12 protein-coding genes are annotated in these 13,984 nt (G+C 39.2%); all 12 read right to left on the minus strand.

The window, feature by feature from the left end; all coding sequences use genetic code 11:
- Nucleotides 1-8 precede the first annotated feature (8 nt).
- The 12 genes from eutS to IE222_RS14220 all read right to left on the minus strand — a co-directional run bounded on the left by eutS (nucleotide 9) and on the right by IE222_RS14220 (nucleotide 13,912).
- The gene (gene eutS / locus IE222_RS14165) at nucleotides 9-350 is read right to left on the minus strand and encodes an ethanolamine utilization microcompartment protein EutS (protein ID WP_066383705.1); all 342 of its coding nucleotides are present in this window, start codon (nucleotides 348-350) and stop codon (nucleotides 9-11) included.
- Nucleotides 351-380: 30 nt separating this feature from the next.
- The gene (gene eutH / locus IE222_RS14170) at nucleotides 381-1,640 is read right to left on the minus strand and encodes an ethanolamine utilization protein EutH (protein WP_191273889.1); all 1,260 of its coding nucleotides are present in this window, start codon (nucleotides 1,638-1,640) and stop codon (nucleotides 381-383) included.
- Between the two features lie 246 nt (nucleotides 1,641-1,886).
- A complete protein-coding gene (locus IE222_RS14175; protein WP_191273890.1) occupies nucleotides 1,887-2,459 on the minus strand; it encodes an ANTAR domain-containing response regulator in 573 nt (190 codons plus the stop codon).
- Nucleotides 2,456-3,886, minus strand: a complete 1,431-nt coding sequence (locus IE222_RS14180; protein WP_191273891.1) for a sensor histidine kinase — start codon at nucleotides 3,884-3,886, stop codon at nucleotides 2,456-2,458. The genes IE222_RS14175 and IE222_RS14180 overlap by 4 nt, the downstream gene beginning before the upstream one ends.
- Before the next feature lie 147 nt (nucleotides 3,887-4,033).
- Nucleotides 4,034-5,254: a DUF438 domain-containing protein gene (locus IE222_RS14185; protein ID WP_191273892.1), complete on the minus strand. Its 1,221-nt coding sequence runs from the start codon at nucleotides 5,252-5,254 to the stop codon at nucleotides 4,034-4,036.
- A gap of 165 nt (nucleotides 5,255-5,419) precedes the next feature.
- Nucleotides 5,420-6,487, minus strand: coding sequence for a permease (locus IE222_RS14190; protein WP_191273893.1), 1,068 nt, complete (start codon nucleotides 6,485-6,487; stop codon nucleotides 5,420-5,422).
- 174 nt (nucleotides 6,488-6,661) lie between these two features.
- Nucleotides 6,662-7,936 carry an MFS transporter gene (locus IE222_RS14195; protein WP_191273894.1) on the minus strand — a complete coding sequence of 425 codons (1,275 nt, stop codon included), beginning with the start codon at nucleotides 7,934-7,936 and terminating at the stop codon, nucleotides 6,662-6,664.
- Nucleotides 7,937-7,969: 33 nt separating this feature from the next.
- Nucleotides 7,970-9,622, minus strand: coding sequence for an amidohydrolase (locus IE222_RS14200; protein WP_191273896.1), 1,653 nt, complete (start codon nucleotides 9,620-9,622; stop codon nucleotides 7,970-7,972).
- A gap of 247 nt (nucleotides 9,623-9,869) precedes the next feature.
- The gene (locus IE222_RS14205; protein ID WP_191273898.1) at nucleotides 9,870-10,568 is read right to left on the minus strand and encodes a LytA/YqiH family protein; all 699 of its coding nucleotides are present in this window, start codon (nucleotides 10,566-10,568) and stop codon (nucleotides 9,870-9,872) included.
- Between the two features lie 94 nt (nucleotides 10,569-10,662).
- On the minus strand, nucleotides 10,663-11,451 hold the full coding sequence (locus IE222_RS14210) for an HAD family hydrolase (RefSeq protein WP_191273900.1): 789 nt from the start codon (nucleotides 11,449-11,451) through the stop codon (nucleotides 10,663-10,665).
- Between the two features lie 123 nt (nucleotides 11,452-11,574).
- Entirely contained in the window at nucleotides 11,575-12,315 is a 741-nt protein-coding gene (gene map, locus IE222_RS14215; protein ID WP_191273901.1) for a type I methionyl aminopeptidase, read from the minus strand.
- 199 nt (nucleotides 12,316-12,514) lie between these two features.
- Nucleotides 12,515-13,912: an amino acid permease gene (locus IE222_RS14220; protein ID WP_191273903.1), complete on the minus strand. Its 1,398-nt coding sequence runs from the start codon at nucleotides 13,910-13,912 to the stop codon at nucleotides 12,515-12,517.
- Nucleotides 13,913-13,984: the final 72 nt, after the last annotated feature.

Genomic DNA, 13,984 nt, shown 5'->3' on the forward strand with positions numbered 1-13,984 from the left:
ACCTCCGCTTATGACTTTGTTAATTCTGCCGGAGTATATCTTAATACTTCTGACAAAAAGCGGTTAATTTCTTCCATCGCCATCTGTACTGAGGAAACGCTGCCAACAATCACAAGACTGCCGGTAAAACGGTCTAAGAAGCCAATTTGAACATCTGCCGCCTTTGTCGCCAAATCCCCGGCGATGATGACAGTTTCACTTGGCGTTAACGTTAAAATTCCCATCGCACCTGCCTGCTGGATCCCCAACTTATCGAACATATCAGGGTCAGGATTGGCAATTAAATGGCTTAACGTTACTTGCTTTCCAGGTACAAATTCCTGGATAAATCGTTTTTTCTCTTCACTCATCACTTTACAACCTCCTTGACAGCAAACTTTTTATCCTGCCATTCGATCTTTTTCTTGTTTTGGTAAATATTCATCCTTACCAATAATGCCAGCTTCACGGTCTTTCTTTTCTAATTCTAATGCTTTTGGAACAGATAACCAGTAGGCAAGTCCAATTCCAATTACCCCTGCAGAGAATTTACCAATCATAATTGGCAAAATCAATGTTGGCTGAAAGTTTGCAGAAAACGATAAATGATCACCAAGTAAGAACGCGGAACAAACAGCAAATGCAATGTTTATTACCTTATCTTTAGGCGGCATGGTTTTTACAAGCTTAAACATTGCAAGGATATTCGCAATGGTAGCTACTAGGCCGGCACTTCCCTCTTTACTTAAACCAATCTTACGTCCAAGGGCTTCAAGTGGACCGCCGGCATACTTTTGCAGTAAGTAAACCATTGGGAAGGCACCTGCCAGCATAATTCCAATATAACCGGCCGTTTCAAGGGCACGAAACTGGTCTTCTTTGTCTGCCATAATCGGGTGGAAACCCCAGCTGCCAAATACAGTGGAAAATAGTCCTGTGAAAATTTCAACGATCGAGAAGACTAGTACAAGTTTAATTCCGGCATCCATAATTCGTCCAAACCACATGAAAGCTTTAATCATGAAATCAGGAAGGAAATATAAACCTAAAGCAATCGCCACAACAAAAATAACCAGTGGAAGTAAATTTAATAGAATATGTCCATACCCTAAGGCAAATTGGTATTTTGCTTCCCCAGAGGTTGAAATAAAATCACGTACCTTTGAATTTGACAGAAAGATAATCGTACTAGAAATTAGCGCACCAATTGGAATGGTTAATACACCTGCCATTACCCCAAGTGCCATATATTTATGGTCGCGTTTTTCAAGCATCGCTAGACCCATAGGAATGGAGAAGACAATCGTCGCACCTGCCATGAAGCCAACAATCATCGCCATAATCCAGCCCTCTTGAGTTTGCTTTAAAACTTCAGCCAGTTGATATCCGCCCATATCGGTTGCTAGAATCGAAGTGGCCGCAATCGCCGGGTCCGCCCCAATGGCTGAGAAAAATGGACCGCATACTTTATCAATAAACCAAGATAAATACGGAATGGACGCCATAATTCCTGCTGCCGGCACAAAAATATGACCAACTGCATGAAGCCCTTCCATAAACTGAGCCCCTAATCCATCATCACTGTTACGAATGGCTGCAAATGCACCCAGTACGGCACATGTCATAATGATATAGATAACAACATTTCCTATCATTTCCATTTAAAACCCCTCCGTCATTCGTATTCCTTACTATCTATTAAAACGGAAAATGTAAGCGCCTTACTAGAAGTAAACCAATTCCATTTTAGGCAGGATCACCCACTCTTCAAGCTAGCGACTGTTGTCCTTCTTTTCGCGATGAATAAATAAATGATGATTGCCGCAAGAAGACAAAAAGGTGCCCTGCGATTTCCAAATAGAAGAAACCGCTAAAGCACCTTTGCTTGGTCTATTCACTTGTAAGAATTAAGTGTTATATTTTAATATAATCCGCTTTGCTACATTTTCCAGTGTTACCTGTTTGTTCATGCTGATTTTTCGCATTTTTTTATAGGCAGCATCTTCAGAGAGATTGTATTTCTCCATAATAATTCCCTTTGCCTTTTCGACTAGTTTTCTCTCATTTAACTGTTTATTCATGTTTTCCACTTGTTCTCGATAGGCATTGGCTGTTTCCGCCTGTTTTAAGGCAATTTCTACAGCTGGAATTAAATTAGCTTCGGTAATAGGCTTCACTAGATACCCAACAATGTTTGCTTGTTTTGCTTTATCAATATATTCCCTTTGGCTGTATGCCGTTAAAATGAGAATCGGGATATTTAATTTTTTAGAAATAATCTCGCTTGCTTTTAAACCATTTAATTTGGGCATTTTAATATCCATTATAATTAAATCCGGTTCAAGTGTATAAGCTTGTTCAATTGCTTGTTCACCATCCCCTGCCTGTCCAGCTACCTCATATCCAGCCTCTTCGAGCATCATCGCTATATCTAAACGGACAATTGATTCATCCTCAACAACCAAAATTCTTTTTTTCAAAGCTGAACCTCCCCCCTCGTTAATGGGAATTTGACAGTAGCAATTGTTCCTGTCTCAGCTTTTTCTATCAAAAAGCAACCCGATAAATCATGCTCGATCATCATTTTGACGATATCAAGCCCTAGTGAGGATTTAGACTTTGGCGAATAGCCTTCTCCATTGTCAATGACCTGAATTTCCATTTGATCATCTATCTGATGAAAAAACACTTCAATCTTACCATGATGAATCGCCTTAAAAGCATGCTTTACACAGTTTTGGATTAATTCATTGACCACTAATGCAACAGAAACAGCTTTATTTGATTGAATTTGCGAGTGAGCTCCAGAATAGGTAATGCTAATCTTTTTATTTTCATGCTCAGCTTCCAATATTAACGTATTGCCGATTTTCTCTATTAACTTAAATAGATCAACATCGTCAACACTTGAACCAGAAAGAATGATTTCATACACAGACGCAATACTAGTAATCCGATTCAAACTTTCCACAAAGTGAACTTTACTCTCTTCAGGTAGCCCTCTTCTCATTTGCAGTCGCAAAAGGCTTGCTACCGTTTGCAGATTGTTTTTTACTCGATGATGGATTTCGCGAATGGCCACTGATTTAACAATCAGTTCTCTTTCTTTTTCTCTAAGCTCGGTAATGTTTTTAAAGATGACAAACGTTCCGGTCATTTTTTCCTGCTGCCGGAGTTCGATTTTTTTCACTTGAAAAACTTTATTTAAGAGTTTAACCTCCTGAACAATAAGCTCATCAGAGGCTTTCAAAATAGCTTCTATTACAGGAAAATAGGATACAAGTGATTTGCCAATCCAGCTTCCATCTTCATCAATTTCCTGAATGAGATTGGTTCCGGAAGGATTACAATAAAGAAGCTTTCCGTCCTGTTCAAGAAAGAAGATGGACTCCTCAAGCATTTCAGGAATAATAGGGCGGTTTTCCGCAAGTCCCATAAGAATTCCGCTTAACGCTTCCGTCGCTTCTGACAACGCTTCCATTTTCTGCTGACGTTGAAGGTGTTCACTTATGTCCTTTTCCATAATCAGTGCTCCAAGAACTCTGTCATCCGCACCTTTGATTGGAACGACACTTTGATCGACAGTCTTTCCTTCTTGAGTTACTGCCCGATTAAGGAACATTGGCTTACCCGTTCTTAATGTATAGAAGACGGCTGGTTCAAACGCTTCATAAGCAAACTTCCCAACCACTGATTTTTTATAATTAGATTTAGTGGTCGATGGAGCGGCCTCGGCCACAACAATGGCATGTTTTCCTTCTTTGGTTGGACAATCAACGAAAACGTTTGCTTTATTAAGGTCAGCGATTAACGGTAAATTAGCCACTAACTCTTTAATTCTTTTAATGTCTTCCTCTAATAGATTCGTATGCAGAAAACATAATTCTGTCACTGTACTGTTATTCATATAAAGTTTCTCCTATATTCTAGAAAGACAGATTACATGAAATCATTATAGTGTTACCTTGCGAATTTTGTCAATATTGTTAACACAGTATACAAATCAGAAAAATAGTCAGGCGGTAGCACCTGACTATTTTAAAGGGCAATATTCTTATGAAAGAATCCTCTTCTCCCCATCAATTGCTTGAATCGGAGCAATATTTTGCGTGAATTCCAACGTCCCAATATATTTGCCGTTCTCATCACGAACCGCAAAATAACGAATATAAACATATTTATCCTGAAATTTAATCCAGAAATCCTCGGAGTCCTTTCTGCCTGCTTTAAAATCTTTTAACAGTTCTTCTACAACATGCACACTCTTAGGAGGATGGCAGTTTTGCACAGTACGGCCAATGACTGCCTTCGTTCGAGCAAATATGCGTTCCTTGCCATGAGAAAAATAACGAACGACATCTTCATGATCAATAAACGTAATGTCAACAGGTAAATGATTCAAAATCAGCTCCAATTGTTTAAGCGATAAAATACCCGTTTCCAGCCTTATATAACCTTCCGAAATGGCATTCGTATCCAACTGTTTTCGTTCAGGTCTCCATTCCGCCGCTGGTTCCGTGAGGCAATAGCCAATTTCATCGCTTTCATGGGCAATTTTCACCCAATCATCTTCGGTAAAATTGTTCAGTGCCATTGGGAATAAAATGTTTTCCTCTCGATAAATCATCGCATTTACTTCTTCAATTACATAGTTAATGATTTGGATAATCGCTTTCTTGTCTCCTTGATAATTCGTTAATTGCTGCTTCGTCTCTTTGATCGCATCGCGAATGAAATCATCGATTCTCCACATATTATTCGTTGGACCGTAAATCCCGTACTTTTCAAGAAACGGGAAGATTAGATGTTCTTTTCGATTAAAGTGCTTATCAATATCGAGTAAAAGATGGATGTCTTCTAAAAGTTTGTACACATTTTCAGCTGTATCCTCTTTTTCAAAGTGCCATAAGTGGACTTGAAGTTTTGTTTTCACCAGTTTTTCAAGTTCTTCGTTCTCCAGCTTAAACGTATGAACAGGGTGCCCAGGCTGCTCTTCCGGCTGTTGCTTACGGGTATCTTCTGCAACCGCTTCTTTAAAAATTTCTGTATGCTGATTGTAAATCCGCTTTAATTCCTCTTCAGAAAAATTAACAAATTCGTGAGAGAGCTGGGAAATTTCTTCAACCCTTATTTTCCCAATATAAGCGTCAAAATGGCCTTTCACCTCAGCTGTGTTTCTTCCATTATGAAGATCGGTAAATATTTGTTTCAACATTTCAAGTCGTTCTGTATTTTGAATGGGTTGTTGTTCACGATTATTTATGATTTCACTCATCACTATTCTCCTTTGCTAACTTTAAGCTGATTTTTTCTTATTCATAAAATAACATTGGAGCAAGCTCAGGTTTGTGATGAATATCATTGGTAAGGGATAAAATATTAACAACTTGTGAACATTAAAAATGGAGCCCGTCAACGACGAACTCCTTAAATATTTTCACTACAATAAATACATGCCAACAAGCCCGCTTAGGATACTTAAAACAACAACAGAACCTGCAACAAAGAATAAAACCTTTTTCGGATACGATTTTGCCACAAGTAATAATGATGGCAAACTTACCGATGGCAATGCCAGCAATAGTGCTCCAGCAGGACCCCCGCCAAGACCAAAGGACATGAACGTTTGAATAATTGGAATTTCCGCAGCCGTTGGAATGACGAAAAGCATGCCAGCAATGGCAAAACCGATTACGGCAATCAAGCTGTTGGCAGCTGCATCGCTAAGCTGAGGGAATAACCAAACACGGACGGCCCCCATCAATAGTACAGCTAAAATATAAGTAGGAACAATATATAAAATCATATTGCCAATACTTTTCATCCATCTGGAAACAAAAGAACCTTTTATTCCGGTCTCAGTCTTTTCAATCATTTTCTCAAGATCGGCCGAGTTTGCCTGCGGTGCAAAGCGGTTTGCCAAATAACTAACCCCAAAGGTTAAAATAATCCCAAACACTAGTCTTAGTGCTGTGAATTTCCATGATAAAACGAAGGTCATGAAAATTAATGTTGCCGGATTAAGTGTGGGGTTGCCAATCCAGAAGGCAAGACTTGCTCCGACAGAGACATTTTTCTTCCGTAATCCGACGGCGATTGGTGCCGCACAGCAGGTGCACATCATCCCTGGAAGTGAAGCAAGTCCGGCAACGGCGGTACTGCCAAAAGATGTTTTTCCTAATACTTTTAACAGCCAGTTAGCTGGCAGTAATACCTGTACTAACGAACCAAGGATAACCCCAAAAACGGCTGCCTTCCAAACAGCATTGAAATAGGTAAGTGCGTAAGACCATGCGCTGTCCCAAGAAACCGACGGCAGGTCTGCCTTATCGCCTAATATGGAAGTCCCTATAGAGTGGGTGGTCATCGCCAATAACGTTTTATGATAATACGGATACCATTTTACATAAGACAATCCAATAATCGTAATAAGTACAAATAGGATGGCAAACACAACAGTCTTTTTATGTGGCTGAGGTGATATTGCTGAACTGTTTACTTGAGCCATATAATTTTAAACCCCCAAATATTAAAAACTAGAACTTTAAAATTATATCACGATGATAGATTAATATGTATCTAAAAAATCGATAGATGCTGGCTAATTACTATCTAAATAACGAATAATGCTATAATAACAAAAAGAGGAGATGAATATTGTCTCCTCTTCCTCTATCCTATTTTACTTTGTAACAGGAACAATCGGGGCATGCTCTTCAACAATGCTTTCCTTTTTGTCTGAAGTATATAAGGTAACAAAGGCCAAAAAGCATACAATCCCAAATGAAGTCAATAACCATACAGCTCCATTATAGGATCCATTAAAGGAATCGATAATGAACCCCATCCCTAATGGTGCTAGAAATCCAGCAATCTGCATGCCTAAATTAACGACTCCGATTGCAGTCCCAGCAATTTCTTGTGATAAACGTTTAAGAGGCATACTGAAAATAATGACAGATAGTGTAGCGCCAAACATAGGGATTAAAGATTGGAAAACAATTACACCTGTTACGGTTTTGGCATGAAACATTAAATAAACTAATATGGCATAACCGATGCCGCTAATCGCGCCAATCCATTTTTCGCGTCCATTTTTTTGTTTATCGATGACATATCCGGCTAATAGGAAGAAAATAACACCCGTAGCACCTGGAATCAAGGCAAGCATACCTAAAGATAAAAGATCAAGCCCCCGTTCATTAACCAAGTATGTGGGCATCCAGGCTGATAACCCCCAGCTGATAAAGCCATGAGAGAAGGACACAATGATCAGTGCCCAAATCATTGGGGTTTTTAACATCTTTTTGATTGACCCTTTTGTTGTTTTTGGCTTCTGCACAGAACTAGCTGATAAACTCGCCTGATACAGCCCGCTCGTTCCTGCTTTTGGTTTTAAAAAGAACCAATTTAACATTCCAAAAAGCAGCCCCAACAAACCGATCACACCGAACATCCATCTCCAGCCGATGCTGACCATCATTGACGTTGCAAGAATCGGTGCAGCGATCCCGGCCGCGGTAAGAGCGGATAGAAAAATGGACATTGCTTTGGAGCGCCGTTCTTCGGGAATAGCATCAGCAATTAATTTTGCACCGGCGGGGAAAAAGCTCCCTTCTCCTATACCAAAAATAAAGCGAATGATGACTAATATAGCAAACGACCAAGCTACCCCGGTTAAACCAGTAAAAATCGAGAAACTAAACACGGAAATAAGAATAACAATACGAGCACCGAATTTATCAGCCAGCCAGCCGCCCGGAATCTGCATAATGGCATAACCTAAGAAAAAGATACTTAATATTAAACCTGTAGAGGTGGCATCTAGTTGAAATTCCTTAGAAATGGGTACGATCCCATAATTGATAATAAAACGATCCATTGCTGAAATTAGATTACTGCTAAAGAGTAAAAACAAAATAACTTTTGAATTATAAGCCATTTTTGTTTCGGTCAATGGTTTTGCCTCCTCAGTAATAGGTATAATCTTCTAAACGGTTCTAACTGTATCTTTCATATAAACAGGATTACCATCAATAAAAGTTGCCTGAATTGGAATATCTTTAATTTCCATTGGATTTACCGAGGTTGGGTCCGCTTCAAGTATTACAAAATCAGCTTGCTTTCCTAATTCAATACTGCCGGAAACACTTTCGTCAAAATTTAATTTTGCTCCATAAATCGTCATCGATTTTAATGCCGTAATCACGTCAATTCGCTGTTCAGTGCCTAATATATGACCATCTCTTGTGATTCGATTGACGGCCGCCCATACCGAGAACAAAGGAGAAATTGGAGTAATCGGACAATCAGAATGAAGTGTGAATAATACATTGTGTTCTACTGCTTCGGCTAATGGACTTATTCGGCGTCCGCGCTCAGGTCCTAAGAAGATTTGCTTATGTCTGTCACCCCAGAAATATACATGGTTAATAAAAAAGGAGCCGGCCACACCGAGTTCTGCCATCTTCAAAATGTCTTCTGTAGTCGCTGTTTGAACATGTTCAATTCGATGACGGTGATCATTTCGAGGATACTTAGATAAAGCGTTTTCATAAGCTTCCAAAATAGAACCAATTGCCCTGTCCCCATTTCCATGTGTGGCAATTCGAAACCCGCGGCGATGCAAATCTAACACTTCTTCATTAAATGCCTCCTGTGGATGAATAAACTCCCCATACGTTTCCGGGCTATTATAATACGGTTCTCTTAACGCCCCGGTTAAGCCTTGGATGGAGCCGTCCTGAAACATTTTGGCACTGTCTAATTTAGCCCTGCCGCCAGATCGAACCTTTATTTCTTTATCTATCTGTTCTGGCGTATAACCTCCATATGGCATTCCCTCCCTAAGAAGATGGTGCATGATCATTAACTGAGTGCGCATTGGATTTGCTCCAAGTTTAGAGGCTGTGAGATGGGCTTCAAAGTCTTCAAGCCCAAAGATGGCGGCATCTGAATTCGTTGTGATTCCCTGTTCAACATATTCTTTTGATGCAATACTAATGGCTTTTATCATGTCTTCAACTGTCATTTGCGGTATTATTTTGCTGATGGGCTCCATCGCAGCTGACTCATACAGGACGCCATTAAGCCTGCCTTTTTCGTCTCTTCCATAATGACCTCCCTGTGGATTAGATATATCATCTGTTAATCCTGCCATTTTGATTGCCAGCGAATTTACGTAGGACAAATGACCGGAAGCATGTGAAATGATAACGGGGTTATTGGGAGAAACTTGATCTAAATCATCACGTGTAATATGACGTTTTTCATGGATTAAGGTATCATCATATCCGAAGCCCTGAATCCATTCACCCTCCTTAGTCACTTTCGACTTCGAGCCGATTGCCACAAGGACATCCTTGATCGTTTCATTGGCTGCTGAACTGCAATTTACCATGTTTAATGTTTGACCATACATTAAAATGTGATTATGCGTATCGATAAATCCCGGCAATAACGCCGCACCGTTAAGATCAACGACATTCGTCTTTGGTGAAATCTCAATAGCATCGTTTGGAGGTTCCGGCATGTCCCATATCCCAACAATTTTCCCCCCTTCAACTGCAACAGAACCTGCACGGCGATTTTGATGGTCTAACGTCAATACATTTGCATTTTTAAATAATAGATCAACCTTCATTCATCCTATACCTCCTACTTTTTCCCGCTTTTTGAAAGCTTTAAAATTAGACCACTTTGACTAAAGCATCACTACTAAAGAACCATTTGAAAAAACTGGTTAAATTTATTTAAACATCTAAGTACTTAATTTTCAATATATTCTAAAAAATATTTCTATCAATATTTTTAAATTACCATATTAAAAATTCTTATATGTAAAAAAATAGAAAAAGAGACAACTAAGTTTGCCTCTTTTTCTATTTACTTCAATTATTTTTGTTAAACCACTCTATCACTTTTTGCCCTTTATCATTTTCAATATAAATGAAAGAAACTGGGTCACCGTCATTAAAAGACGTTATTTCCTCACGGGCTTGATCTGATAACTGAAAGGCAATCGCCTCTCCATCCATATTAACCTCAATAGTGTGAGGATCCATCAGCCCAACTAGCTGCCCGTTCCCTTGTTTATAGATTGAATTTCTAACTTGAAACTCCGTAACAGCTTTGGCTTGTTCTTCTTTCGCTAATAAAAAGACTTCAATTTTGTAGCTGCCGTTTACAAGACCAGGAATTTTAAAAACTCTATCAATCTCTTGATTATTTTCTAGCATTACTTCTTTTAATGCCTGTGTTGACAGAATTTCCTCGGAATATCTTTTTAGAATATGACCATTGTGATCATACAAGATGAAATCCGCCTCCAGACCGCTTGAAAAGCTAAGCTTTTTTGCTGCACCAGATAGATTCTTGACTTTATATAGGACGGCAACATCATCATTCTCTTCTTTTATTTCAACTTTAGCTTGGAATTTAGCCGCAACTTCATTTTTGGCAGGAGTTTCCGTTTTGCTAGAAGAACCGGAACTCCCTTGTTTATCGACATTTGCACTGCTCCCGCATCCTGACAAAAGTCCGATAGCAAGTGCAGAACAAACGAAATAAGAAAATTTTTTATTTACCATTCTCTCTAATCCCCTTTAATTAAATTAAACCGGTTCATTAAATTAGTCGATTTACAGTGGGGAATCGTTACACAATTATGAGCCTGACTTGGAATTATTTTAATTTCTCTAAAATTGGGAATAGCTCACTTAACTGTTTAATTTCATAGGTTGGAATCACTTCATTCCGCTCTTTCTCATGACGGTTAATCCAAACTGATTTAATTCCAGCACGATTTGCGCCTAAAATATCTGTCATTAAGTTATCCCCAACCATGATCGCTTCGTCTTTATCAATAGATAAAAGTGATAAAGCATGTTCAAAAATTGTTGGATCTGGTTTTCCTCGTCCAAACGCTCCAGAAATGACAATATGGTCAAAATATGGACTAATTTCCGGTGTAATCGTTAGTTTCGTATTTTGCAAGTCAGGTGAACCATTTGTTAAGAGAAGAAGCTGGTACTGTTCCTTTAACAGATCAAGAGTATTAAATGTATCTTCATAGACAAACGGTGCCTTTCTGCGTTCCTCTGGGAATCTTTCTGCTAATTCATAGCCAAACTCAGCGTCCTTCACTCCCAAGGCTTCAAGACCCGCTGTCCACGCATCTTTTCGATAACCCGGAACGGTTTCTTTCATTTTCTTGAAGTCTTCAAGATGCTCGTCCGGAAAATTGCCCCATAATCCTTCAAAAGGATTGATGCCGATCATTTGCGTAAAGGAGTAAAAGTCGTAATTTGAATAAATATTTCTTGCTGCCTCGCGAACAGCTTCTTCTAGTGCGTTAGGGTCTAATCCATAACGTTCCTCAGCCACTTTGCAAGTTGCATGAAATGCTTCCTTTACGCTTTTTTGATCCCAAAGCAGTGTATCATCTAAGTCAAAGAAAATAGCCTTTATCATGTAAAACTTCGCTCCTAACATCCCAAAGTATTTCGAATTTTCATTTATAGAACCACTATACAGATATTTATAATAGGGTGCAACAAAAAAAGCAGAACCATCAGGATTCTGCTTTATCCATTTTTAAAGTGTCGTAATAATCGGTCCGTTTTTCGTTAAGATGATGGTGTGTTCATACTGAGCGACATAGCTTTCCTCCGTAATATAGGTCCAGCCGTCCCCTTTTTCAAACACCTCTTCTTCATCAGTCGAAATAAATGGTTCAAAGGCAATAACCATTCCTTCTTTAAGAATTTCACTATCCGACGGCTCGTAGTAATTGTAAACGTACTCAGGCGATTCATGAATGGTGCGGCCAATTCCATGCCCTGTCAGGTTTGTAATAACCGTAAACCCATTGTTTCTTGCCGTTTGGTGAACCACTTTACCAAGTCCAGTTTTTTTCGATCCCGGCTTTGCTTTTTTCAAGCCTGCTTCAAAGGCTAATTTGGCAACCTCGCATAGCTTCTTCAATACCTCATCCCCATCACCTACAACGATAGAGATTCCAGTATCAGCAAAATAGCCATTTTTAGAACCGGAAACATCAATATTTACCAAGTCTCCTTCTTGAATCACACGGTCACCAGGAATACCATGGGCCACTTCTTCATTTACACTTATACAAGTATAACCGGGAAAATCGTATTCGCCTTTTGGTGCGGAAACAGCTCCTTCTTTTTCAAACATTGCACCGGCTATTTCATCAAGTTCTTTTGTCGTAATCCCTGGAACTGCCCTTCTCACTAGTTCATCACGGATGGCACCGCAAATCCTGCCAATTTCCTTCAATCCATTGATATCTTCTTCTGTTTTTATAATCATTGTTTATCCCTGCTTTTATATTATTTGTCTTTCGTCCATGTATTATTGTAGCTTTACTTTAACAAAAAAGACAAGTATTCAATGACAGGATTATCAAGTGGTTTTCTGTTCAAAACCCCTCCATTATCAATACAGCTTAAAAAAGTAAGAGGCTTTTATTCTTTCAAATAAAAGCCTCTTACTTTTTTATAAAGATATCTTATGCACCTTTTTGCATTTCAGTTGGTTCATTATTATATCTAGGGGCAAGCTTAAGTTGATAATAAACTAATAGAATCACAAGCCAGCCGATGCCTGAAAAGACAGAAACCCTAGTTAATGGGGAGTACACTATCGCTGCAAGTGCACCCACCAGCATGATAATCCCAAGAATCGGAAGAACCGGCCATAACGGCATTGGGTACTGAAGCTTGACCCCGCTCTTTTCCATCTTACTTCTAAACAAAAGCTCTAATACTAATATTACGATCCATGTAAACAAAGAAGCAAAGGCAGAGGCACTAGTAATCCAAATATATACATAGTCCGGAGACAGGTACGTGATAATGGTTCCAATAGACATCGCCGCTGCAGTAGCATAGGTAGCCAAGTATGGAATTTTATTTTTATTAATTTTCGTTAATGGAGCTGGCATATTTTTATCTTCTGCCATACTATAAAGAATTCGGCTTGCTCCGTATACACCGGTATTACAAGAAGAGAGTGCTGAGAAGATAATTAATAGATTCATAACTGTAGCAACTAAAGGAATGCCGGCCTTCATGAAAATTAAGATATATGGGCTTTCTCCCGCATTCAAAAGCTCATTCCATGGATAAGCAGCAAGCATGATTAAAATAGAACCGATGTAAAAAAATGATATTCGGAATGTAACAGTTCTAAACGCTTTCGGGAGTGATTTAGAAGGTTCTTCAGACTCGCCTGCTTCTACAGCAAGTGTTTCAATGCCGCTATAACCCTGTATAACAAGGGAGATAACGGAAATCACACCTACCCAGCCAAAAGGAAGGAACCCGCCGTGAGCCCAAAGGTTCGTTAAACCAACTACTTTTCCATCGTTGAAAACACCCGTTAAGATCATTAGGGCGCCAAATATCATAAAACCAATGATCGTCATAACTTTTAAAATAGCAAATATGAATTCGATTTCTCCAAAAACCTTTACAACCATCAAATTACATAGGGTAAACAATGCTAGTGCAACCAGTCCAGGGATCCACGCCGGAAAATTAGGATACCAAAATTGGATTAACTTCCCGATAGCTGCAAGCTCTGACATAACCGTTGCCACCCAGAAAAACCACCACATTCCACCGGTTATAAAGCCCATCCGCGGTCCTAAAAACTCATGAGCGTAGCTGCTGAAAGAACCAGCAATCGGTTTTTCAACTGTCATCTCTCCTAAGGACCTCATCACAATCGCTACAATAATTCCAGCAATAATATAAGCAACTATAATTCCGGGACCAGCAAGTCTGACAGCCTCGGAAGCTCCATAGAATAACCCTACTCCTATTACTCCGCCTAATGCTAAGAACTGAATATGCCGATCTTTTAAACTACGATCCAACTTTGAATGGTTATTGTCTGCTTTCATTTAATCGTCCTCCTGCCTTATTGTGGATAAATATTATGACTTGAATTTTCTTCTAAGGACTCCCGAGGATTA

The sequence above is a fragment of the Neobacillus kokaensis genome (genome assembly GCF_014656545.1).
GTDB classification, from domain to species: Bacteria; Bacillota; Bacilli; order Bacillales; family Cytobacillaceae; genus Neobacillus; species Neobacillus kokaensis.